This is a genomic window from Mesorhizobium sp. M1365 (genome assembly GCF_040317865.1).
Taxonomy (GTDB): domain Bacteria; phylum Pseudomonadota; class Alphaproteobacteria; order Rhizobiales; family Rhizobiaceae; genus Mesorhizobium.
In genome coordinates this window covers 57,295-79,180 of the sequence record NZ_JAMYLG010000011.1, presented here as the reverse complement: position 1 = coordinate 79,180, position 21,886 = coordinate 57,295, and the positions used below count along the sequence as shown (strand labels likewise).

The following is a 21,886-nucleotide window of genomic DNA, read 5'->3' as shown; positions in this document are numbered from 1 at the left end:
TGCCGCCCTGTGGTAATCGCCGTCTGGCATGACCGAGCCCGGCGACACGCTTCTGGACCGACTTGGCCGCTGGCTTGCCGGCCGGCTGCAGGAGGAATCGTCCGGCTACGAGCCTTACACGCCGTCGGACGCCGAAACGTTGCGCCGCACGCTCGAGCCCGGCGACATCCTGCTCATCGAAGGCAACCAGAAGATCTCGGCGGCGATCAAATACCTCACCCAGTCGACCTGGTCGCATGCCGCCTTCTATGTCGGCGATGCATTACCGGAGCCGGAGGACGGATCGGAGCGGCGGCGCCTGATCGAGGTCACGCTCGGCGATGGCTGCATCGCCGTGCCGCTGTCGCGCTATCGCAGCTACAACACCCGCATCTGCCGTGCGAGTGGCCTGGCTCCAGATGACCGCGAAGCGGTCGTCGCGTTCATGATCGGCAGGCTCGGTCTCAGATACGATCTCAAGAACATATTCGACATGCTGCGCTACTTCTTGCCGACGCCGCCGGTGCCGGTGCGCTGGCGCCGCCGCATGCTGGCTTTCGGTTCCGGCGACCCGACGCGCGCCATCTGCTCGTCGCTGATCGCCGAGGCGTATGGCCTGATCCGCTACCCGATCCTGCCGGAGATTACCCGGGCGCCTGGCCGTGCCTCGGCCCAGTCGAGCTATTCGCGCAGGGAAATCCTGCACATCCGCCATCACTCGCTCTACACGCCGCGCGATTTCGACCTGTCGCCCTATTTCCGTATTGTCAAGCCGACGCTGGAATACGGCTTCGACTACCGGCAGATGGTCTGGGATGACAAGGTGGCGAACAAGACCGCCGAATAGCGGCTCGATCTTGTGTTTGCGGCCGATACTCAGGGGTAAGAAGCTCAGTCAGACTGGCTGCCGCCAACAGCCCGGACTCGGTCGTTCTGCATTTTGACCTAGGCCGGCAGACGTCGTCCGTTTGCGGCAGCCGCAACTCGATCGTCGGTCCGTGCGCCTGCGTCGCGCGGATGCGGCCCGATCGGCATGATCACCGGGAACGGCGTTGCGCCGAACGCAAACGTCCATTTGTAGCCGACCAGTCGGTCTTCAGGCGTCGTGTGCTGGTCGTGATGAGCAAGCAATTTGGCGCGCTCCGCCAATTCCTCCGCCTCGCGCCTGACCATTTCCGCCGTTTCCGGCCGCATCCGCCTGGAGAAGCTGACGAACGTCGACTCGCGCTCAAGATGGGTGATGGCCCAGCCGATGAAATTCTTGTTGGTCGTCTCGAACAGCGGCCGCAATGGCCCCTCGAAATTCCACTGGATCGGCGCCTCGATCAGCAGCCTTGCCGACAGGCCGCGACCGAGCGCGACCAGGCCGAGTTCCTCGAGCTCGCGCAGATAGAGGAACATCGAAGCCTCGCTCAGCCCTTGTGAGCGCATGATGCCTTCGGGCGTGAATTTCTCGGAAAGCATGACAAAGACGAACAGCAGTGCCGGCCGCCCGGCGAGCTTGCGCTCGATCTCCGGCGCGATTTGGTTGGCGGGTCCTGGTCCTCTGTTCATAGAGCCGAGCACGTTCTCCAACTCTACGCCGGCGGCAGTGCAGATCTCCATCAGCCGGTCGAGCTTGCAGTTGCGCTCGTGGAAGATGCGCTTCACCGTCGGCTCGGAAACACCCATCCGCTCGGCAAGGACGCGATAGGTGATGCCCTTTGCCTTAAGCGTCCGCTTCAGCGCTTCGAAGATCAGGCCGTTCATGGGATGCACCTCTTTTGCACGATTTGGTATCAGCCTTCGGTACTAGTCCTGATAGCTCTTCCCGAAAAGTATCGAAAGGCCTAGCTCTCCGCCAGTCCATTACAGGAGACTAGCCATGAAGAGCCTCTTCACCTCGATACTTCTCGCCCTGGTCGGCATCGCGGCCGCGCCGGCAGTTCAGGCCGCTGAACTCTGGCGCACCGGCGGCCTCGAGCAGCCTGAATCGGCGCTGTTCGACGCCGCCGGCCAGCGCGTTGTCGTCTCGAACATCGTCGGCAATCCCGGCGAAGCCGACGGCAACGGCTATCTGTCGATCCTGTCGATGGACGGCAAGCTAGTCACGCAACACTGGACCGACGGCATGGACGCGCCCAAGGGCATGGCGATTGTCGGCGGCAAACTCTACGTCGCCGACCTCACCCATGTGCGCGTCGTCGATCTCGCAAGCGGCAAGCTAACATCGACGATCGACGTGCCGAACGCGGTCTTCCTCAACGACGTGACCGCCGACGCGTCCGGCAAGATCTATGTCACGGATATGCTTGCCGATACGATCTATCGCATCGACGGCGACCGGCCCGAACTGTTCGTCAGGGATGCGGCGCTTGCTTCGCCGAATGGCATCTTCGCCGATGGCGGCCGGCTGATCGTCGCTTCCTGGGGCAAGGGCATCAAGCCCGACTTCAGCACCGCGGAGCCGGGCGGCCTGCTCTCGGTCGATCTTGCTACCAAGGCCGTTTCGCCACTGCCCGGCGCGGAAAAATTTGCCAACCTCGATGGCGTCGTTGCCATCGGCGGCAGCATCTACGCCACCGCGTATATGACCGGCACGCTCTACCGCTACAAAGCCGGCGGCACGCCGCAAGCGGTTGCGACGTTCAAGCCGGGCAGCGCCGACATCGGCACCGACGGCAAGTCGACAATCTTCGTGCCGCTGATGAACGACGGCGAGATCGCGGCATTGGGCCTCGACTAAGCCAGCCATCGGCTCAGGCGGCGGGCGCGGCTTTCTTCAGCTGCGCCCGCGATCCGTGATCGAGGCGGTATAAGTCACCAGCGGCCGCTTGACGCCGTGGTTGATCAGCATGCGGCGTATCTGCGGCGAAGCGCCTGATATAATGAAGCGAACGCCGGCGCGGCTCGCCTTGTGGGCCGCACCCTCGATGACATTGGCCGCCGTTGAATCGAAGAACGGCATCGCCGAACAGTCGAGGATGAAGTTCCTGCGCTGGCGCGGTCGGCGACGTCTTCCTGCACCAAGGATTGATGGTCTGCCTCCAAACATGCAGCACTCTTTGCCAGCCGATGCACTGTGATGCTACAAACCTCGGCATCGTTTGGCGGGACATCCACTGCGATCCCGATTTCACAGGCACGACTTCAAAAGGATGAGCGGGTGAAGATATTCAAAGCGTTGGCAACCTCGACAGCCTTGCTGTCGATGGTTTTCCTGCTGGCAGGCTGCGGTCATGGCCTGATCAACAGGCTGATTTGAGTCAGGTGCCGTCGGCCCGCCCAAGCCATCGCTGCAGGAACCGTGCCGCAAGCCAGCACAGCATCGCCCAGGCAAAGCCGGCGCACCAGCCGGCCAATACGTCGGACGGCCAGTGGACGCCGAGATAGATGCGGCTGATGCCGACCACCACTGTCGTCAGCACCGCCAGCCCGAGTACATAGATCTTCGTTGTGCGCCCGGGCAAAACCCGCGCCGCCATGCTGCCCAGCGTCAAATACGTCACCGCCGACAGCATGGCGTGGCCGCTCGGAAACGAAAGCGATGCCACATCGGCGAGATGCGAGACCAGATCGGGGCGCGGCCGGTCGATATCGAATTTCAGCACGCTTGACAGGAGCTGGCCGCCCGCTACCGCGACGAACATGAGAAGCGCCGCGCCTGGCCTGCGGATAAGAAGCAGATAGACGATCATTGCTGCCGTGATCAGCAGCAGTACGCTGGCGCTGCCGAGGCTGGTGATGTCGCGCATCGCCCCTTCCAGCCACGCCGGTCCGATCGGATTGTCGGGCTGGCCGGCCTTGCGGAAGGCAAGCAGGATTTCGGTGTCGAAGGCATGCGGCGTGGTCGCCCGCGCCAGCTCCATCAGCTCCTCGAACCCCCACAGCCCGCCGGCAATGACCAGCCCGGCCAGCAGAACCGGGAACTCCAGCCAGTTGGGCAGTCTGCTTGCAATCTTCTTCATCGGCCCGATCGCAGTTACAGCCTTTGCAGATAGGGCCCGAGCGTGATCAGCGCCACAGCTGCGATGGCAAGCACGATGCCGGTTGCCTGCAAGGCATTGACGCGCTCGCCGAAGAAGACCAGCGCCACCACATTCACCGACACCAGCTGGATCACCGCCGACAGGCTGAACGACACCGACATGCCGAATTCACGGATCAGCCTCAGCATGATCAGATTGCCCAGCGAATAGAGCGCCAACGTCAGCACAATCTTGCCGAGGCTCGGCGCCAGCCCCCACTGTTTTGCGGCCATCGCCGCCAGCAGGAAGATCACCGTCGAAACGCAGAGCTGCCCAAGTCCCCAGAAACTCACTTTTGTTCCTCCCGATGCGGTCCCTACCGCCTGCCGCAGCTCTTGTTTCCGAAGCGCCGGTCGCGGTCAAGCGGGGCCGATGTTGGATACGAAATCGCAGGTGGCAATTAGCCGGCATGTCATCAAACTGTGACCTGCCGGTAATACCGGATTGGCCAGGCAACAAGCTCCAGCAATCCATCCAGCCAGAGGCAGGCCCTATGACCGAACATCGCACCCCTGACGCCCATTTCCGCACCAGCCTGCTCGAGGAAAACGATGGGCCAGGAGCCAATCCCACCGACAACCGCACCATGGGTGAGATCATCGCCGCGCGGTTCTCACGCCGCGGCTTCCTCAAGGGTTCGCTTGCCGTCTCGGCCATAGCCGCTACCGTCAGCCCGCTGGCGCTGATCACCGCCGACAATGCCCGCGCCGCCGAAGGCTCCGCCTTCGCTTTCGACGAGCTCGAGGCCGGCATCGACGACAAGCATCACGTCGCACCTGGCTATGACGCCGACGTGCTGCTGCGCTGGGGCGATCCGCTGTTCGCCGATTCGCCGGGATTCGATCCGACAAAACAGTCGGCGGAAGCCCAGGCCAGACAATTCGGCTACAACAACGACTATGTCGGTTATATCCCGATCGACGGCTCGGCCGAGCACGGCCTGCTGGTCGTCAATCACGAATACACCAATCCGCACCTGATGTTTCCGGGCCTCGTCACCATCGTCGATGGCAAAGCCAAGCAGGCGCCCCTCAGCAAGGAGCAAGTCGATGTCGAGATGGCCGCGCATGGCGGCACTATCGTCGAGATACGCAAGGTATCAGGCAAATGGCAGGTCGTTCGCGACGGCAAGCTCAACCGCCGCATCACCTCCAACACCGAGATCGCGCTCTCCGGCCCGGTCGCCGGCCACGACCGCGTCAAGACCAGCGCCGATCCGACCGGCACGAAGGTCATCGGCACCATCAACAATTGCGCCGGCGGCGTCACGCCGTGGGGCACCTATGTCATGGCCGAGGAGAACATCCACGGCTATTTCTCGGGCGAGCTGCCGCAGGGGCATAAGGAGGCGGCCAATTACAAGCGCCTCGGCATTCCCGAAGATGCCTATGAGTGGGCAGCGCATTACGACCGTTTCGACATCGGCAAGGAGCCTAACGAGCCGAACCGCTTCGGCTGGATCGTCGAGGTCGACGTCCAGGATCCGACTTCGGTGCCGAGGAAGCGCACCGCCATGGGCCGCTTCAAGCATGAGGGCGCCGAATCGATCGTCGCCCAGGATGGCCATGTCGTCTTCTATCTCGGCGACGACGAGCGCTTCGACTATGTCTATAAGTTCGTCACCACAGGCAAGTTCGATCCGGACAACCGCGCCGCCAACATGGATTTGCTCGACGACGGCACCTTGCATGTCGCCAAGTTTGCCGACGACGGTTCGGTCGAATGGCTGCCGATCGTCTTCGGCCAAGGGCCGCTGACGGCGGAGAACGGCTTTGCCAGCCAGGCCGACGTGCTGATCGAGACGCGCCGCGCCGCCGACCTGCTCGGCGCCACCAAGATGGACCGCCCGGAAGACATCCAGCCCAATGCCGTCAACGGCAAGGTCTATGTCATGCTGACCAACAATTCGAAGCGCAAGGCCGACCAGGTCGACGCTGCCAACCCGCGTGCCGAAAATGCCTTTGGCCACATCATCGAGATCGTCGAGGACGGCGGTGATTTCACCGCGACAAAGGGCAGGTGGGAAATCCTGCTGAAATGCGGCGATCCCGCTGTGGCCGACGTCGGCGCCACCTTCTCGACCGCAACCACCGCCAATGGCTGGTTCGGCATGCCGGACAATTGCACGGTAGATTCGGCTGGCCGCCTCTGGGTCGCCACCGACGGCCAAGGCCCGAAAGCCACCGGCCGCACCGACGGTCTGTGGGCTGTCGATACGGAGGGGACGGCACGGGCGACATCAAAGCTGTTCTTCCGCGTGCCGATCGGCGCCGAAATGTGCGGTCCCCTGTTTGCGCCGGACGACCAGACCGCCTTCGTTGCGGTCCAGCATCCGGGCGACGGCGGCGAGGACTGGGAGGCTTTCGGCCGTCCGTCCTACTATGAGGATTTGTCGACGCGCTGGCCCGACTTCAAGCCGGACATGCCGGTGCGCCCGGCGGTCGTTGCCATCACCAGGCAAGGCGGCGGCAAGATCGCGGTCTGACACGCAGCAGGTCTTGCAGTCTCAAGGAAGGATTTCGGCGGTACGAAATCCTTCCTTCCGATACGGGATGCATCCATGCTGCGCATCATGCGCCGACTAATCATTCGCTGCGCTGAACCACGGCCACATTCATTGTGCTTCGCAACCTGAAGCCGATGGACTCGTATAACGCTATGGCCGCGGCGTTGCTGGCATAGGCGTGGAGATAGGGAACTTCGCCGCGCGCCACTATCCGGTTTGCCACGAATAGGGACAGCAGCTTTCCTAGACCACCGCCGCGAAATTCCGGATGTGAGCACACCCCGCTGAGTTCAGTATAGCCAGGTTGCTTCATGCGCTCGCCGGCCATTGCCGCAAGCCTGCCCTCGATCTTCACACCCCAAAAATCGCCCAGGCTCAAGGCTTCGAGCGTGAATGGGCCAGGCTTGGTGAGCAATGCCAGGGCGAGCATCTCAGCAGCATCGTCTCGGGTCAGACGATGCACGCGCGGGTCGGAGACGATCTGCAATGACTGCTCGGCGATCATCTGAACCCCGGCTGCGGTCGAAGTCGCGGAAAGCCCCGTGGGCAGAGCAATCGCGTCCGCTTGAAGCAGGATCACACTCTCGCCCGGGGAGACAAGCTTTTCGAGCGCCAGCAGGCTTTCCGGGTCGTCCGCGCCAGTGGCGGCGAAAGGGACGATCGACGGCCGATATCGCATGGCGAGGTTGTCACCCTCCGCGAAGGCCCGATGTCGCGTCTGAAGCGCGCTCCAGATAGGGCGGTCGAGCAAATGTCTCATTGCGCGGCACCCTCAGGCTTATTTACACGACGGTCGAGAGGGGCAGCGGCGAGGCCGTCCTCGATGGCAGCCAGCTGCTCAAGAAGCGGCCCCGAAAAACCTGCGCACAAATCCGCGACCACGTTCTCGATGCAAGGCCAGACGTCGCGCTTTGCGACATCGACCAGCCGCCGCCCGTCCCGAGTAAGCGAGACGATCCTGCGCCGCTGGTCATCGGTCGACGGACTGACTTCGAGCAGTCCCAATTCGGCCAGAAGCGAGACGCTTCGCGTTACGCCTGGCTGCGCGATGCCAAGGGATTGCGCCAGTTCCCCGACCGACAGCGGACCCAGCCTGTCGAGCGCGGCCAGCAGCGGGTATTGGCTCGCCTGAACCGGGACATCCAGCCTGTCGAGCAGGCGCTGCGCCTCCGCTTGCAGTTGCTCGCCTATACGCTTCAGCCTGCTGCCCAGGCACAGGAAGCCAAGCGATCGTATGACGTCTTCCATAGGTCAATGCATCCCATGAACATCGATAACATGATATATAACAATGCATGAAAAGCAAGATCGAGGCATTCAAGCGCGGGTTCCAGGCATCGGGCGCAGGCCTATGTCGCCTTCGGCAAGGAAAGGTCGATCGATAAGGCTGCTTCGCCTGGACGAGGCCCGTTCGATCAGTTGCGCAGCCGGTAGCCGGTCCTGAAGATCCAGGCGACGATCGCTATGCAGATGAGCAGGAAGACCACCGTCATGCCGAGGCTGACGCCGACCGAAACGTCGGACTTGCCGTAGAAGCTCCAGCGGAACCCACTGACCAGGTAGACCACCGGGTTGAACAGCGTCACCGTGCGCCAGATGCCGGGCAGCATGTTGATCGAATAGAAGCTGCCGCCGAGGAAGGTCAGCGGCGTGATGATCAGCAGCGGCACCAGCTGCAGCTGCTCGAAGCTCTTCGCCCAGATGCCGATGATAAAGCCGAACAGGCTGAAGGTCACCGCCGTCAGCACCAGGAAGGCGAGCATCCAGAACGGATGCTCGATCGTCAGCGGCACGAACAGCGAGGCCGTCGCCAGGATGATCAGGCCAAGCACGATCGACTTTGTCGCCGCGCCCCCGACATAGGCGATGACGATCTCCAGATAGGACACCGGCGCGGACAGCAATTCGTAGATCGAGCCGACGAATTTCGGAAAATAGATGGCGAAAGAGGCGTTGGAGATCGATTGCGTCAGCAGCGACAGCATGATCAGCCCCGGTACGATGAAGGCGCCGTAGCTGATGCCGTCGATCTCGGTGATGCGCGAGCCGATGGCCGAACCGAAGACGACGAAATAGAGCGACGTCGAAATCACCGGCGAAACGATGCTCTGCAGCACAGTGCGAAGGGCGCGCGCCATCTCCACCCGATAGATCGCCCATACCGCATGAAGATTCATGGCCGCGCGCAGGTTCATGCCGGTTTCCTCACCAGATTGACGAAGATCTCCTCGAGCGAGCTGTTTTCGGTATCGATGTCGCGGAACTGGATGCCGGCCGCCTCGAGCTCGCGGATCAGCGAGGCGACGCCCGGCCGTTCGCTCTGGTTGTCATAAGTATAGGTCAGCTGTCCGCCATCCGGCGAAAGCTCCAGCGCGTAGTGCGAAAAAGCATCGGGAACGGTGGCCAGGGGACTGCGCAGTTCCAGCACAAGCCGTTTGCGGCCAAGCTTGCGCATCAGCTCGGCCTTGTCCTCCACCAGCACGATCTCGCCGCGGTTGATGACGCCGACGCGGTCGGCCATCGCCTCGGCTTCTTCGATGTAATGCGTGGTCAGGATGATGGTGACGCCGTCTTCGCGCAGCCGGCGCACCATCGCCCACATGTCCTGGCGCAGCTCGACATCGACGCCTGCCGTCGGTTCGTCGAGGAACAGGATGCGCGGCTCGTGCGACAGCGCCTTGGCAATCATCAGCCGGCGCTTCATGCCGCCGGACAGCGTGATCGCCTTGGCGTCCTTCTTGTCCCAGAGCGACAGGTCGCGCAGCACTTTTTCGACGAACGCCTTGTCCGCCGGCTTGCCGAACAGGCCGCGGCTGTAGTTAACCGTCGCCCAGACGCTCTCGAAGGCGTCGATGGTCAGTTCCTGCGGCACCAGCCCGATCAGACTGCGCGCGGCGCGGTAGTCGCGGTTGATGTCATGGCCGTCGACGGTGACGGAACCCGACGAGCGGTTGACGATGCCGCAGACGATCGAGATCAGCGTTGTCTTGCCGGCGCCATTCGGCCCGAGCAGCGCAAAGATCTCGCCGCGCACGATGTCGAGATTGATCTCCTTCAGCGCCTTGAAGCCGGTGGCGTAGGTCTTGGAGACCCCGGAAATCGAGATGATCGGCTGCATGGCTGAAAACGACTGCTTGAAACAGAGTTGTTGGTTTAATCCGCTGAATGTCGGTTCGCAAATCCGGATGTCAATGGCGCTTCTGACAGTTCTGGACATCGAGGTTCGCCGGAATAGGCAACACCTGCCCGGTCGTCCAGCCAAATTCCACGCAACAGCAGATTAACCGCACTGCGGCGTTCCGCCTCGCGGCGGGACGCCGCTTTGACCGTCCGGTGCATCAAGCCTATCCTTCAACAAACAAGCAGCAGCCGGAGCCGCCATGGACCCGCTCATCCTGTCGCGCATACAGTTCGGCGCGAACATCTCGTTCCACATCCTGTTCCCGGCGATCACCATCGCGCTCGGCTGGGTGCTGCTGTTCTTCAAGCTCCGCTACAACGCGACAAACGATTCCGCCTGGATGCGCGCTTATTTCACCTGGGTTAAGGTATTCGCGCTGTCCTTCGCCATGGGCGTAGTTTCCGGCGTCACCATGAGTTTTCAGTTCGGCACCAACTGGCCGGGCTATATGGAGACGGTCGGCAACATTGCCGGCCCGCTGCTGGCCTACGAAATCCTGACCGCCTTCTTCCTCGAGGCGGCGTTCCTCGGCATCATGCTGTTCGGCTTCCGCCGCGTCTCGAACCGTGTCCATACACTGGCGACGGTGCTGGTGGCCGGCGGCACCACCTTGTCCGCCTTCTGGATCATCGCGCTCAATTCGTGGATGCAGACACCGGCCGGTTTCGAGATGCGCGATGGTGTTGCGCATGCCACCGACTGGTGGGCCGTTGTCTTCAATCCGTCCATGCCCTACCGGCTCGTCCATATGCTGCTTGCTTCGGGGCTGACCGTCTCGTTCCTGATCGCCGGCCTGTCGGCGCTGCGCTATCTCTACGGCGATCGCTCGGAATCGATGTGGAAGGCCTTGCGCACCGGCGTCTTCACCGCCGCTATCCTGATTCCCATCCAGATCTTTGCCGGCGACCAGCACGGCCTCAACACGCTGGAACACCAGCCGCAGAAGATCGCCGCCATGGAAGCCAACTGGAACACCGGTCCCAACGTGCCGCTGGTGCTGTTTGCGTTTCCCGATGAAGCGGCGAGCGAGAACAGGTTCGAGCTCACCATTCCCGACGGCGCCAGCCTCATCCTCAGGCACAGCGCCGGCGGCATCGTACCGGGGCTGAACGATTATGCCGGCAACCATCCGCCGGTATTTCCGGTGTTCTGGGGCTTTCGCATCATGGTCGGCACCGGCCTCCTGATGCTCGCCGTCTCCTGGTCGGCGGCCTTCTTCCTCAAGCGCCGCCACGGCCTGCCCAAGCCGCTGGCGCTTGTCATGGTGCCGATGGCGCTGTCCGGCTGGCTGGCGACGCTGGCCGGCTGGTACACCACCGAGATCGGCCGCCAGCCCTGGCTGGTCACCGGCGTGCTGCGTACCGCCGATGCTGTCGGGCCGGTCGCCGGCAGCCATGTCGCGCTGTCGCTCGCGGTCTATCTCATCCTCTATGTGCTGCTCTTGATCGCCTATCTCGGCGTGTTGGTGCATCTGGCATTGAAGGCGGCGAAGGATGGTGACACCTCGCCGCTGCCGGGCGTCATGAACAGGCCGCTGTCGCAGCCGGTTGCGCAACCGGGAGAAACATCATGAGCTTCGACTGGCCGACCCTGCTGCCTCTGATCTTCGCCGGCCTGATGGGCCTCGCTATCCTGATCTACGTCATCCTCGACGGCTTCGATCTCGGCATCGGCATCCTGTTCGCCGCAGCCGAAGACACCGAGCAGGATACGATGATCGCCGCCATCGGCCCGTTCTGGGACGCCAACGAGACCTGGCTGGTGCTGGCGGTCGGCCTGCTGCTGGTCGCCTTCCCATTGGCGCACGGCACCATTCTGACGGCGCTCTACATTCCGGTCTTCGTGCTGCTGGTGGGTTTGATCCTGCGCGGCGTCGCATTTGATTTCCGCGCCAAGGTGCCGGCCGGCAGGAAGCACCGCTGGAACCGCATCTTTTTCCTCGGCTCGGTCATCGCGTCGCTGGCGCAAGGTTATATGCTCGGCGTCTATGTGCTCGGCCTCGACGTCGGCCCCGGCGGCGTCGCTTTCGGCGCGCTGGTGGCGCTCTGCCTTGCCGCGGCCTACGCGGCGATGGGAGCGGCCTGGGTCATCTATAAGACCGAAGGCGATCTGCAGAAGAAGGCGGTGCTGTGGCTGCGGACGGCGCTGGTGCTGACCGCGCTCGGCATGGTCGCGGTATCGCTGGCCACGCCCTTTGCCAGCGCGCGCATCTTCGACAAATGGTTCGTCTGGCCGGCCATGCTCTATTTGTCGCCGCTGCCGATCCTGTCGGCAGTGCTGTTCCTGTGGCTGTGGCGCCAGACCTTCCATCTGCCGAAACCCGGCGACCGCCACGCGCTGCTCCCGTTCCTGACATTGGCCGCGATCTTCACGCTCGGCTTTGCCGGCCTCGCCTGGTCGTTCTACCCCTTCGTGGTGCCCGACCGGCTGACCATCTGGCAGGCTGCTTCGGCACCCGAAAGCCTGGCCGTCATCCTGGTCGGGACGGTCGTCGTGCTGCCGATCATCATCTTCTATTCGTTCTTTGCCTACCGGGTGTTCGCCGGCAAGGCGACGGATCTGACCTATGACTGACCGGCATCGCCGTCGCAGCCTGAAACAGAATATTCATCTTCAAGCGGAATAACCTTCTCTGGCCGGACCAGCAGAATCGCCGGCAAGAAGAAGGGCAACAGAATGAACCCCTTTTTTGCGGCAGGACTGGATCGGCTGCTGCTTTTGCTGATCCGGACGGTCGCGCTGATCGGCGCACTCGCGCTTGCCGGCCTGCTGCCGGCCATGCCGCAGGCGCATGCCCAGGACGCGGCCAACTGGACGGGCGTGTGGGACACGAAGTGGCGCGGCGGCGGCGCCCAGATCAAGTTCGAGCAGACCGGCACTGACGTAAACGGCGTGTACCCGCTTTATAACGGCCGTATCGAGGCCAAGGCCGAAGGCGACAAGCTTGTCGGCCACTGGTTCGAAGGCGACCGCCAGGGCGCCTTCACCTTCGTCCAATCGCCTGACGGCGGCAGCTTCATGGGCCGCTTCGATGCCGCCACCGCCGAATGGTGGACAGGTGTGCGCGTCAGCGCCGTCGAGGACGTCCGTGTCGACCAGTCGAGCCCGATGAGCACCATGCGCTCGTTCCTGCAGACGATGAACGAGAGCGGCGCCGACAATGTGCCGCGCGCCACCGGCGGCGGCATGGGTCTTGCCGGTCTGGCAGCGGGTCTCGTCGACGTCACCGAGGCCGACCGCGGCGGCCTCAACATGCCCGATTACACCAAGCTTCTGTTCACCGTCATCGACAACGCGACGTTCCGTCTGTGGAGCCTGCCGCATGATGCGATTTCCGGCGACGAGGTGACGTCGACGCTGCCGCAATACGGCACCAGGATCTCCTTCGACGTCACTTTTCGCCGCAAGAATGGCGACTGGTTCATCGTCGGGCCGCCACTTGGCCAGCTCCAGGCCAAGCTCGCCGAATTCCAGGAAGCGCGTGGCGAAGCCGTCGACATGGTCGACGATCCGAGCAGGCTCGCCTCGCCGCGCGACACGTTCAAGGTACTGTTGAGCGGCCTCACCGAAGCCGGCGACCCGGCCCAGGCGGCGCTCGACCTGCGCAACTACAGTCAGGCGGTGCGTGGCGACGAGGCGTTCCTGCTTGAGCGCTATCTCAAAAAGGTCATCGACCGCATCGGCTACGTCTATTGGCAGGAGATCCCCGACGATCCGAAGAGCAACACCCCCTTCGTCTATTTCGAGCATCCCGCCGGCAACATCGTCATCGGCCCGGTCGAGACTGAGAAGGGCAAGATCTGGCAGTTCACGCCCGAGACGCTCGCCCACATCCGCGCGCTCTACGCCGATGTCGAAGACGTGCCGGTGGCGCCGGAATTCGCCGCCTTCGCCAGCACCGACCCGTTCTTCATCGCCCGTGGCCTCGCCCGCGAGATCAGCCCCGGCCTGCTCACCCGCGCCGGCCCGATGGAGCGCTGGCAATGGTCGATGCTCGGCCTTGCCGCACTGGCCGGCATCGTCTTCGGTTTCATCGCCAATGCGCTGATTTCCTTGTTTGTGCGAAGGACGGACAGCCCTGCCTTCTTCCGCATCGTCGAATGGGCGGTGCGCTCGATCGTGCTTGGCTTCTTCCTGCTGTTGACGCTGCGCCCGCTCGGTCTGCCGCAAGTGGTCGCCGCCCCGGTCAAGGCAATCGCCTGGAGCCTGGTCGTGATTGGCGCCGTGCCGGTGGTCTGGCACCTGATCGGCAAGGTCGCCGACCATTACCGTGGATTGTGGCAGGTGCCCGGCTATCACGACACGCTGATTTCGCTGTCCACCGGCGTGGCGCGCGTCGCCGTGCTGGTCGTCGCCTTCCTGCTGCTGGCCGAAGTGCTCGCCATCCCCTACGAAGGCGTCATTGCCGGTCTCGGCATCGGCGGTTTGGCGGTGGCGCTGGCCGCGCAGCCGACGCTGCAGAACTTCCTCTCCGGCCTGACGCTCTATGCCGATCGGCCGGTCAGCGTCGGCGACTTCTGCAAGTTTGGCGACCAGTCCGGGACGATCGAGCATATCGGCATGCGCTCCACCCGCATCCGGTCGCTCGACCGCACGATCATCTCGGTGCCGAACTCGGATTTCGCCGGCATGCAGATCGAGAACTACGCGCATCGCGATCGCACCCGGTTCGCGACGACGCTGCAGCTGCGCTACGAAACGACGCCCGATCAGCTACGTTACGTCCTGGCCGAGCTGCGCAAGCTGCTGATTGCCCATCCGCGCGTCATCGATGAGCCGTGCCGCGTGCGCTTTGCCGGCTTCGGCGCCTATTCGCTCGACATCGACGTGTTCACCTACGTCAAAACCGCCGACGTGGCCGAGTTCCAAGCCATCCGCGAGGACATCCTGCTGTCCATGATCAACATCATGGATGATGCCGGCGCGCAGTTCGCCTTCCCTTCGTCACTGGAATACAGAGCCACCGACCTTCCGGTCGACGACGAAAAACGCATCGCCGCGGAGAAAAGGGTCAGCGATTGGCGCGAGACGGAAAACCTGCCTTTCCCCGACTTCAGCCAGATCGACAAATTCGCCCTCAACAACACACTTGCCTACCCGCCTGAGGGCTCGGCGCATTATCGCGAGACAGAGCCCGATCCGGACTCGACCGAGGCAAAGGCGACGCTGGAGAAGGTGCGCTGGAGCCTGCCTTGGAAAAAGGGGAACTAGTGCGAAGCGCGGAAACTGCTGATCTCCCCCCTTGAGGGGGAGATGTCGCTGAAAGCGACAGAGGGGGTCGCCGCGCGTGGAGTGCCAACTTCGTCTTCCTCGATATGCCGGACCGCGTCGCGCCAACCGAACCGACCCCCTCTGGCCTGCCGGCCATCTCCCCCTCAAGGGGGGAGATCAGCAGGCCCCAAAAGCTCAGCTCTTGTTGGCGGCCAGCACCAGCACCGGCTTTTCGCGGTAGAGGTTGGGGAACAGCCGCTTCAGGTTCTCGACCTTGGGCAAATCGTTGTAGACGATATAGGGGTAGGTCGGGTTGAGCGTCAGAAAGTCCTGGTGATAGTCCTCGGCCGGATAGAAGGTCTTGCCGGTCTCCAGCGTCGTCACGATCGGCTTGGGAAACACCTTGGCCTTGTCGAGCTGGGCGATGTAGCTTTCGGCGATCTTTTTCTGCGTGTCGTTTTCGGCAAAGATCGTCGAACGGTACTGGGTGCCGCTGTCCGGACCCTGGTAGTTCAATTGCGTCGGGTTGTGCGCCACCGAGAAATACACCTGCAGCAGCTGGCCGTAGGTCACCTTGGACGGCTCGTAGGTGATCTCGACGGATTCGGCATGGCCCGTCCGGCTGGTGCCGACCATTTCATAGACGGCCGTGTCCTTGTCGCCGCCGGCATAGCCGGAAACGGCGCTGGTAACGCCCTTGACGTGCTGGTACACGCCTTGCACACCCCAGAAGCAGCCGCCGGCGAAGACCGCCTTTTCGGTGCCGGCGGTGGCCTTCTCGTCCATTGCCGGCGGCGGGATCACCACCGCGTCTTCGGCCGAAACTGCCGGCGTCTGCCAGAATACGGCCGCGGCGGCCGTGACGATGAGCGTGGCAAGTGCTGCTTTTGCGAAAATCGACGATCGTTTCACGACTCCGGTCATGTCTGATCTCCCATGATGCTGGTTTGGATTATACGACGGATAGGTCCGCCGGGCTCTCACATTGCTGTGCGCATCGCCTATTTGGCCGGAGCCATGGCATCGCAGGCCTTGGTCGCTTCGGCTTTCTTCATGGCGTCCGTCTCGGCGGCGGCCTTGTTCATGCAGTCGGCCTTCATCGGATCGCCCGCCCTCATCGCGGTCGTGGCCATCGCGTCAGCGGCCATGGCGCCGGCCGGCTTCATGGCATCCGTTGCCGGCTTCATGGCGTTTGTCGCCATCGCCGGCTTCATCGCATCTTCGGCCCGTGCAGCGCCTCCCGCAAACAGCGCCGTCGAGCAAAGTGCGAAGGCGAGTGCCGGCAGGGTCGGGCGATTGGTCAAACGATTGGTCATGATGATCTCCTAGGGTTTGGCAGGGGTTGACGGCATGCGGCGGCGCCGCTGCGCGTTGTGAAAATTTCGGCAGGGTTTCTAGTTCGTAGCGGCAGCAAGGATCGGCCCGCCGCCCGGCACCTGCACCAGCACCGCTGTGCTGAGGCCGCCCGTCGCCGCCGGCAGCGGCAGTGCGGTGGCGTCGCCGGTCCAACTGCCCAGCCTGGTCAGCGAATGCACGACGTTGGCGTGCGGCAGCGTGCGGCCGGTGTTTTCGCCGCGCGCCACCGGCACGTCGACGATGCCCTTGCCGTAACGCACCAGCCAGACGTCGGCCTTGCCGCCGGGCACCGGACCGGCGCCGATGCTGACCTTTCCGCCGGCGAGCGACAGCGAAGGTCCGTCACCGTGGCCGCCGCTCGAAATCAGCTGCTCGATCTCGCCCGGCCTGGCGCCGACGGCATCGGCCCTGCCATTGACCACCACTTGCGGCGTGAACGGGCCGGAACGGCCGAGCGACGGTTCATAGCGGACCTGGCGCTGCGTGAATTCTTCTTTGCCGAATGTGTCCTTCCAGCCGAGATAGTCCCAGTAGGTGACGTTGAAGGACAGCGCCAGCACGCCGGGCCGGTCCTTGACCTTGATCAGATTGGCGTTGGCCGGCGGACAGGACGAGCAGCCCTGGCTGGTGAACAGCTCGACGACGGTCAGCGTCTCGCCGGCGGCCGCGCTGGTTGCCGACAGCACAGTCGCGGAAAACAGTGCCGCGGCGAGCCCCATCAGGGCTGTGCTGCGTTTCGCTGTCGATCCGGGCATCGCATTTCTCCTGCGCAGACATCGTGTCATGTCCACACTTCGCCGCCGACGCACGCTTCGTTACAGCATCACCGCTTCGTGATCGTTCGCAGCTCTCCCACAGGGGGCGAAGGGAAGACGGTCGCTCGCAACCAACACGCCACCCGGTGTGACCGGGGCGGCGGTGTGATGGACGGGTAGCCTAAGCGGGCCGATATGCCCTCGCACTCAGCTGCGGCGGCCTATTGTGTCAACAGCGTTTCCGATGCCCGCTGATTGAAGGCGCATTTGCCGGTTACTGTGTAGAAAAAGTCCGCGTTGGAATCGGTGATGGTCGGAGATGTCGGCACCGACGATCCCCCGTCTTCCCACGCTTGTGTGCTGGTCTGGCCGCACGGCACCAGCGTAAAGATATCGACCGTTTGGCCACTGGCGATCTCGAGGCCGTTCGCGTAGAGGCGGTTCGATGTTGCCGGATCGTTCGATTTGAGCACCGTTGGATTGCCTGACGGGACATCCATCTGCAGATATAGCTGGTCCATCTGGCTGACGTCGATCACCGCGCCGGCACCGGTCGCGGGATACATTGTGTTGACACAGGTGGTCGCGTATTTCCTGCCGTATGAGTCGGTCTGGACGATCGTGGTGCTAGGCAAGCCGTAGAAGCTGAGCACCGTGGTGGTCGTACATACCTGCTGCTGGACCATAGTGATCGTCGCTCCGTTGATCGTGGAGACGGTCGCCGTGCCATAGCCTTTCGGATCGCCATAACCGTTGTATGTGTAGGTGATCTTCATCAGCTTGTTGGCCACCGTGTCCCCGAATTTGGTGCCGTAGAGCGTCATTGTCTTGCCCCACCAGCCCGAGACCTTGGTCACCTTGAACGTGGCTTGCACCAACGCCGGCCGCTTTGTCACTGCCGACGCAACGCCGATCTGAACCGTGTTGATCCTGGCGATCTGCATGAAATTCGTCGGCATGGCAAAGCCGGCCGAAGCCTTGATGCTGGCGGCGCCGTCGGTGGCGACGACGAAGCTGTCGAGCTTGGCCGTGCCTTGCCCGCCATTGGCCAGGTATGCCTCCTGCAGTTTTACCTGGCGGTCCGCCAGCGAGGTGTCCGTCGCAAGCGTCGTGATCGACAGCGACGCTGCATCGAGGGCGTTCTGCATCGATGCCCTGGTTGAAACCGCAGAGGTATAGTCGGTGGAAAAACCCAATGCGGCAACCATCGGGATAAGCATGATGGCGAGCAATGGCGCGAACGAGCCGCTCACCGATCTGAGAAGTTTGCGTGCTGACAGCGGCATTCCGATCCCCCCGAAACGGCGATAGACCGGTGGGTTATCACGCCGGGCGCAAACTATGCTCTAATCTCATGGATCAAAGTTTAACGACTTTGCCGCCCCGCCGCCGCACCCGCGTCCCGCCGCTTGCCGATGTACCGTGCCCCTGCTAAAGCGCGCCGCATGACCACGCCGATCAAGAACATCCGCAACTTCTCCATCGTTGCCCATATCGACCATGGCAAATCCACGCTTGCCGACCGGCTGATTCAGTCGACCGGCGGGCTGGAGCTGCGCGACATGAAGGAGCAGGTGCTGGACTCGATGGACATCGAGCGCGAGCGCGGCATCACCATCAAGGCGCAGACGGTGCGGCTGAAATACCGCGCCAACAATGGACAGGACTATGTCCTCAACCTGATCGACACGCCCGGCCATGTCGACTTCGCCTATGAAGTGTCGCGCTCGCTCGCCGCCTGCGAAGGTTCGCTGCTGGTCGTCGACGCCTCGCAAGGCGTCGAGGCGCAGACGCTGGCCAATGTCTACCAGGCGATCGACAACAACCACGAAATCGTCGTGGTGCTGAACAAGGTCGACCTGCCCGCCGCCGAGCCCGAGCGCATCCGCGAACAGGTCGAGGAGGTGATCGGCATCGACGCCTCCAACGCCGTACTGATCTCGGCCAAGACCGGGCTCGGCATCCCCGACGTGCTGGAAGCCATCGTCAACGATCTGCCGCCACCGCGCGAGGGCGACGTCACGGCCCCGCTGAAGGCGATGCTGGTCGACAGCTGGTACGACGCCTATCTCGGCGTCATCGTGCTGGTCCGCATCATCGACGGCGTCTTGAAGAAGGGCCAGACCATCCGCATGATGGGTACCGGCGCCAGGTACCTGGTCGAGCGCACCGGCGTCTTTACGCCCGCCCGCATCAATGTCGACGAGCTCGGCCCCGGCGAGTTCGGTTTCTTCACCGGCTCGATCAAGGAGGTTGCCGACACTCGCGTCGGCGACACCATCACCGAGGACAAGCGCCCGACGGCACAAGCCCTGCCCGGCTTCAAGCCGGCGCAGCCGGTGGTGTTCTGCGGCCTGTTCCCGGTCGACGCCGCCGATTTCGAGGATCTGCGCGCCGCCGTCGGCAAGCTGCGCCTCAACGACGCCTCCTTCTCCTTTGAAATGGAAACCAGCGCCGCACTCGGCTTCGGCTATCGCTGCGGCTTCCTTGGCCTGCTGCATCTTGAAATCATCCAGGAGCGGCTGGAGCGCGAGTTCAATCTCGACCTCCTCGCCACCGCGCCTAGCGTCGTCTACCGCCTGCTGTTGAACGACGGCTCTGTCAAGGAACTGCACAACCCGGCCGACATGCCCGACGTGGTCAAGATTGCGGCCATCGAGGAGCCATGGATCCGCGCCACTATCCTCACCCCCGACGACTATCTCGGCGGTATCCTGAAACTCTGCCAGGACCGGCGCGGCATTCAGGCCGACCTCTCCTATGTCGGCAAGCGCGCCATGCTGATCTACGATCTGCCGCTCAACGAGGTGGTCTTCGACTTCTACGACCGGCTGAAGTCGATCTCCAAGGGCTACGCCTCCTTCGACTATCATTTGACCGACTACAAGGAAGGCGACCTGGTGAAAATGTCGATCCTGGTCAATGAGGAGCCGGTCGACGCGCTGTCGATGCTTGTCCACCGCACGGCGGCGGAAAAGCGCGGCCGCCAGATGTGCGAGAAGCTGAAGGAGCTGATCCCGCATCATCTGTTCAAGATCCCGATCCAGGCGGCGATCGGCGGCAAGGTCATCGCCCGCGAGACTATCTCGGCGCTGCGCAAGGACGTCACCGCCAAATGCTACGGCGGCGACGTCTCACGCAAACGCAAGCTGCTCGACAAGCAGAAAGAGGGCAAGAAGCGGATGCGGCAGTTCGGCAAGGTGGACATCCCGCAGGAGGCGTTTATCCAGGCGCTGAAGATGGGGGATTGAGAAGCCGGTTGGCGCGCACAGCGCGCCAAGCCATCGATCCAGTGAATCGATGGCAGGCTTCGAAAGCGGGGGAGCTGCCGGAAGCAGTGGGCCCCCGCCAGCGCGGCGCTGAAGCTGCATGGTGGAGCATGGTGGAGATTGGGCAGAAGAGTGCGACAGGTCAGCAAGCTGGATACGCGCCGGCCATTGCGACCCTTCAGGACAGCGGACCATCATTGGAGAATGCCCCATCCCGAAGTATCCTCGCGTCGGCTTGGGGAGACATCAATGCGTTCCACCTTGGACACCATTGCCGCGATCGGCCTCGCCATCGGCGGCGCTCTGGGCCTCGCCGGCACCTTCGTCGAGAGCGCGCCACTCCGCGAAACGCTCTGGACGATCGACGGCGTGGCGCTCGTGGTGGCGACGGCGCTGCTGACGATGAAGTATCAGCGGCTGGACAATGACTGCGTGGCCGCCGGATTTCTGACCTTTCTCGCCGGCGAGAGCCTGCTGCTCGCCGGCAATGCGGCCGGGCTTGAGGCCAGCGTGCCCTCCTATGTCGGCGGTATCTCGCTTTGGGCGGCGGCGCTGGTCATGGTCAGCGCGCCGAAAACCTTCGCGGTGTGGATGCGGCTTACCGCTGTCGTGGCGGCTGTGCTGTTCGTCGTGTCGGCCGGCCTGATCCTGTGGGGTGCGCCTTTGCTGCCGACCTCGGCGCCGCTGCCCGCTGCCGGATATCCCTTCCTGGTGCTTACATTCATCGGCTGGATCTGGTTACTGCTGAAGCCTGGCCGGTGAGGCGAGTCGGACCGCCCCCTCTCCGGCCGCTTCGCGGCTCCCCCACTTTGTGGGGGCGAGGAACCCAGGTCTTGTGAGGCTTCGGCGATTGGCATTTCCTCGCCCCACGAAGTGGGGAGAGGTGGTTTGCGAAGCAAACCGGAGAGGGGTCTTCCTTGGCAACGCTGCGCCTTTCGCGATGTGCAAATGGCGCACCCCCTTCCACCCATCCCGCCGCCATGCCATGTTCCCCTCGCGGCCGGGCAGGCCGTGTCGTTCCGGGGGGAAATCATCATGTCGTCCTACGCTTTCGTGCGCCGCGCTGCCGCGTCGCTGTTCATTGTCACGCTGTTTGCGCCCGTCGCGCATGCCGGCGATGTCACCTTCGAGATCAAGAACAGCCATCCGAACGCCATGCGCGTCGAGCTCTACAGCCAGGACCGCGATCATGTCTGGCCGGGCAACAATCAGGATTACTATCTCAACGACGGCGAGACCAAGGCAATCCCGCTGTCCTGCAGTGACGGCGAATCGATCTGCTACGGCGCCTGGGTCGATGGCGACGAGAATACCTATTGGGGCGTCGGCCCCGGCAATACGGAAAAGTGCGACGATTGCTGCTACACCTGCAGTGGCGGCGAGACCGAGGAAATCGATCTGGTGCCGAATTTCAAAGCTGAAACAAAAAACCCGCCTCGGCAGGCGGGTCGTTGGAGCCAATTGGCACCATACGCAAGTTAGTAGCATAGCTGCCGGCACAAAGCAAGAACAAAATGTGGTGCTGCGAGCAAAAAAATGGGAATTCCCTTAGCGCCGCGCCCGAGGTCGGCCCTCACGAGGGGGAGAATGCTGCCTTGACGTCGTCCTGACTGTCGCCATAG

Annotated in this window: 19 protein-coding genes and 2 pseudogenes; 9 read left to right on the top strand and 12 right to left on the bottom strand. The window is 63.1% G+C overall.

Features of this window, described 5'->3' with window-relative positions; translation table 11 throughout:
- Positions 1-28: 28 nt before the first annotated feature.
- Positions 29-826, top strand: coding sequence for a C40 family peptidase (locus NKH04_RS15270; protein WP_352771408.1), 798 nt, complete (start codon positions 29-31; stop codon positions 824-826).
- Between the two features lie 98 nt (positions 827-924).
- Here NKH04_RS15270 and NKH04_RS15265 read toward each other — a convergent pair whose 3' ends face one another.
- Entirely contained in the window at positions 925-1,728 is an 804-nt protein-coding gene (locus NKH04_RS15265; protein ID WP_352451850.1) for a helix-turn-helix domain-containing protein, read from the bottom strand.
- 115 nt (positions 1,729-1,843) lie between these two features.
- Here NKH04_RS15265 and NKH04_RS15260 point away from each other — a divergent pair, with 115 nt between their 5' ends.
- The gene (locus NKH04_RS15260) at positions 1,844-2,704 is read left to right on the top strand and encodes an SMP-30/gluconolactonase/LRE family protein (protein ID WP_352451849.1); all 861 of its coding nucleotides are present in this window, start codon (positions 1,844-1,846) and stop codon (positions 2,702-2,704) included.
- A gap of 36 nt (positions 2,705-2,740) precedes the next feature.
- Here the strand turns inward: NKH04_RS15260 and NKH04_RS15255 are convergent.
- The 3 genes and pseudogenes from NKH04_RS15255 to NKH04_RS15245 form a co-directional block, all read right to left on the bottom strand.
- Positions 2,741-2,965 (bottom strand): annotated as a pseudogene (locus NKH04_RS15255) (sodium-independent anion transporter); the annotation flags it as partial.
- Between the two features lie 259 nt (positions 2,966-3,224).
- Positions 3,225-3,926 carry a phosphatase PAP2 family protein gene (locus NKH04_RS15250; protein ID WP_352451848.1) on the bottom strand — a complete coding sequence of 234 codons (702 nt, stop codon included), beginning with the start codon at positions 3,924-3,926 and terminating at the stop codon, positions 3,225-3,227.
- A gap of 14 nt (positions 3,927-3,940) precedes the next feature.
- A complete protein-coding gene (locus tag NKH04_RS15245) occupies positions 3,941-4,279 on the bottom strand; it encodes a hypothetical protein (RefSeq protein ID WP_023679017.1) in 339 nt (112 codons plus the stop codon).
- A gap of 200 nt (positions 4,280-4,479) precedes the next feature.
- On the opposite strand from NKH04_RS15245, the gene NKH04_RS15240 reads away from it, so the two are divergent.
- Positions 4,480-6,471, top strand: coding sequence for a PhoX family protein (locus NKH04_RS15240; RefSeq protein WP_352979533.1), 1,992 nt, complete (start codon positions 4,480-4,482; stop codon positions 6,469-6,471).
- Positions 6,472-6,571: 100 nt separating this feature from the next.
- Here NKH04_RS15240 and NKH04_RS15235 read toward each other — a convergent pair whose 3' ends face one another.
- The 4 genes from NKH04_RS15235 to NKH04_RS15220 form a co-directional block, all read right to left on the bottom strand.
- Complete coding sequence (locus tag NKH04_RS15235) at positions 6,572-7,252, bottom strand: GNAT family N-acetyltransferase (protein WP_352771412.1); 681 nt, start codon at positions 7,250-7,252, stop codon at positions 6,572-6,574.
- A complete protein-coding gene (locus NKH04_RS15230; protein WP_352539811.1) occupies positions 7,249-7,740 on the bottom strand; it encodes a MarR family winged helix-turn-helix transcriptional regulator in 492 nt (163 codons plus the stop codon). Before NKH04_RS15230 ends, NKH04_RS15235 begins: the two co-directional genes overlap by 4 nt.
- Positions 7,741-7,907: 167 nt before the next feature.
- The gene (locus NKH04_RS15225; RefSeq protein WP_352451914.1) at positions 7,908-8,669 is read right to left on the bottom strand and encodes an ABC transporter permease; all 762 of its coding nucleotides are present in this window, start codon (positions 8,667-8,669) and stop codon (positions 7,908-7,910) included.
- A 14-nt stretch (positions 8,670-8,683) separates the two neighbouring features.
- The gene (locus tag NKH04_RS15220) at positions 8,684-9,610 is read right to left on the bottom strand and encodes an ABC transporter ATP-binding protein (protein WP_352539812.1); all 927 of its coding nucleotides are present in this window, start codon (positions 9,608-9,610) and stop codon (positions 8,684-8,686) included.
- Positions 9,611-9,872: 262 nt separating this feature from the next.
- Here NKH04_RS15220 and NKH04_RS15215 point away from each other — a divergent pair, with 262 nt between their 5' ends.
- From NKH04_RS15215 to NKH04_RS15205, 3 genes are all read left to right on the top strand, one after another.
- Positions 9,873-11,246, top strand: a complete 1,374-nt coding sequence (locus NKH04_RS15215; RefSeq protein WP_352771415.1) for a cytochrome ubiquinol oxidase subunit I — start codon at positions 9,873-9,875, stop codon at positions 11,244-11,246.
- Complete coding sequence (locus NKH04_RS15210) at positions 11,243-12,247, top strand: cytochrome d ubiquinol oxidase subunit II (protein ID WP_352771417.1); 1,005 nt, start codon at positions 11,243-11,245, stop codon at positions 12,245-12,247. Before NKH04_RS15215 ends, NKH04_RS15210 begins: the two co-directional genes overlap by 4 nt.
- Before the next feature lie 102 nt (positions 12,248-12,349).
- A complete protein-coding gene (locus tag NKH04_RS15205; RefSeq protein WP_352771419.1) occupies positions 12,350-14,884 on the top strand; it encodes a mechanosensitive ion channel family protein in 2,535 nt (844 codons plus the stop codon).
- 195 nt (positions 14,885-15,079) lie between these two features.
- Here NKH04_RS15205 and msrA read toward each other — a convergent pair whose 3' ends face one another.
- The 4 genes from msrA to NKH04_RS15185 form a co-directional block, all read right to left on the bottom strand.
- On the bottom strand, positions 15,080-15,808 hold the full coding sequence (msrA, locus tag NKH04_RS15200; RefSeq protein ID WP_352771421.1) for a peptide-methionine (S)-S-oxide reductase MsrA: 729 nt from the start codon (positions 15,806-15,808) through the stop codon (positions 15,080-15,082).
- Between the two features lie 77 nt (positions 15,809-15,885).
- The gene (locus NKH04_RS15195; protein ID WP_352771423.1) at positions 15,886-16,200 is read right to left on the bottom strand and encodes a hypothetical protein; all 315 of its coding nucleotides are present in this window, start codon (positions 16,198-16,200) and stop codon (positions 15,886-15,888) included.
- Between the two features lie 78 nt (positions 16,201-16,278).
- Entirely contained in the window at positions 16,279-16,995 is a 717-nt protein-coding gene (locus NKH04_RS15190) for a DUF1223 domain-containing protein (RefSeq protein ID WP_502898622.1), read from the bottom strand.
- A gap of 221 nt (positions 16,996-17,216) precedes the next feature.
- Positions 17,217-18,281: a TadE/TadG family type IV pilus assembly protein gene (locus NKH04_RS15185; protein WP_353044503.1), complete on the bottom strand. Its 1,065-nt coding sequence runs from the start codon at positions 18,279-18,281 to the stop codon at positions 17,217-17,219.
- Between the two features lie 159 nt (positions 18,282-18,440).
- On the opposite strand from NKH04_RS15185, the gene lepA reads away from it, so the two are divergent.
- From lepA to NKH04_RS15170, 3 genes and pseudogenes are all read left to right on the top strand, one after another.
- Positions 18,441-20,246 carry a translation elongation factor 4 gene (lepA, locus tag NKH04_RS15180; RefSeq protein ID WP_353044502.1) on the top strand — a complete coding sequence of 602 codons (1,806 nt, stop codon included), beginning with the start codon at positions 18,441-18,443 and terminating at the stop codon, positions 20,244-20,246.
- Between the two features lie 267 nt (positions 20,247-20,513).
- The gene (locus NKH04_RS15175) at positions 20,514-21,026 is read left to right on the top strand and encodes a hypothetical protein (protein ID WP_353044501.1); all 513 of its coding nucleotides are present in this window, start codon (positions 20,514-20,516) and stop codon (positions 21,024-21,026) included.
- A gap of 273 nt (positions 21,027-21,299) precedes the next feature.
- Positions 21,300-21,671 (top strand): annotated as a pseudogene (locus NKH04_RS15170) (hypothetical protein); the annotation flags it as partial.
- Positions 21,672-21,886 lie beyond the last annotated feature (215 nt).

Bases quoted from the DNA above. Each gene is read 5' to 3' on its own strand.
- NKH04_RS15270 (WP_352771408.1), top strand. From the start codon at position 29: ATGACCGAGCCCGGCGACACGCTTCTGGACCGACTTGGCCGCTGGCTT.
- NKH04_RS15265 (WP_352451850.1), bottom strand. From the start codon at position 1,728: ATGAACGGCCTGATCTTCGAAGCGCTGAAGCGGACGCTTAAGGCAAAG.
- NKH04_RS15260 (WP_352451849.1), top strand. From the start codon at position 1,844: ATGAAGAGCCTCTTCACCTCGATACTTCTCGCCCTGGTCGGCATCGCG.
- NKH04_RS15250 (WP_352451848.1), bottom strand. From the start codon at position 3,926: ATGAAGAAGATTGCAAGCAGACTGCCCAACTGGCTGGAGTTCCCGGTT.
- NKH04_RS15240 (WP_352979533.1), top strand. From the start codon at position 4,480: ATGACCGAACATCGCACCCCTGACGCCCATTTCCGCACCAGCCTGCTC.
- NKH04_RS15235 (WP_352771412.1), bottom strand. From the start codon at position 7,252: ATGAGACATTTGCTCGACCGCCCTATCTGGAGCGCGCTTCAGACGCGA.
- NKH04_RS15230 (WP_352539811.1), bottom strand. From the start codon at position 7,740: ATGGAAGACGTCATACGATCGCTTGGCTTCCTGTGCCTGGGCAGCAGG.
- NKH04_RS15225 (WP_352451914.1), bottom strand. From the start codon at position 8,669: ATGAATCTTCATGCGGTATGGGCGATCTATCGGGTGGAGATGGCGCGC.
- NKH04_RS15220 (WP_352539812.1), bottom strand. From the start codon at position 9,610: ATGCAGCCGATCATCTCGATTTCCGGGGTCTCCAAGACCTACGCCACC.
- NKH04_RS15215 (WP_352771415.1), top strand. From the start codon at position 9,873: ATGGACCCGCTCATCCTGTCGCGCATACAGTTCGGCGCGAACATCTCG.
- NKH04_RS15210 (WP_352771417.1), top strand. From the start codon at position 11,243: ATGAGCTTCGACTGGCCGACCCTGCTGCCTCTGATCTTCGCCGGCCTG.
- NKH04_RS15205 (WP_352771419.1), top strand. From the start codon at position 12,350: ATGAACCCCTTTTTTGCGGCAGGACTGGATCGGCTGCTGCTTTTGCTG.
- msrA (WP_352771421.1), bottom strand. From the start codon at position 15,808: ATGACCGGAGTCGTGAAACGATCGTCGATTTTCGCAAAAGCAGCACTT.
- NKH04_RS15195 (WP_352771423.1), bottom strand. From the start codon at position 16,200: ATGACCAATCGTTTGACCAATCGCCCGACCCTGCCGGCACTCGCCTTC.
- NKH04_RS15190 (WP_502898622.1), bottom strand. From the start codon at position 16,995: ATGCCCGGATCGACAGCGAAACGCAGCACAGCCCTGATGGGGCTCGCC.
- NKH04_RS15185 (WP_353044503.1), bottom strand. From the start codon at position 18,281: ATGCCGCTGTCAGCACGCAAACTTCTCAGATCGGTGAGCGGCTCGTTC.
- lepA (WP_353044502.1), top strand. From the start codon at position 18,441: ATGACCACGCCGATCAAGAACATCCGCAACTTCTCCATCGTTGCCCAT.
- NKH04_RS15175 (WP_353044501.1), top strand. From the start codon at position 20,514: ATGCGTTCCACCTTGGACACCATTGCCGCGATCGGCCTCGCCATCGGC.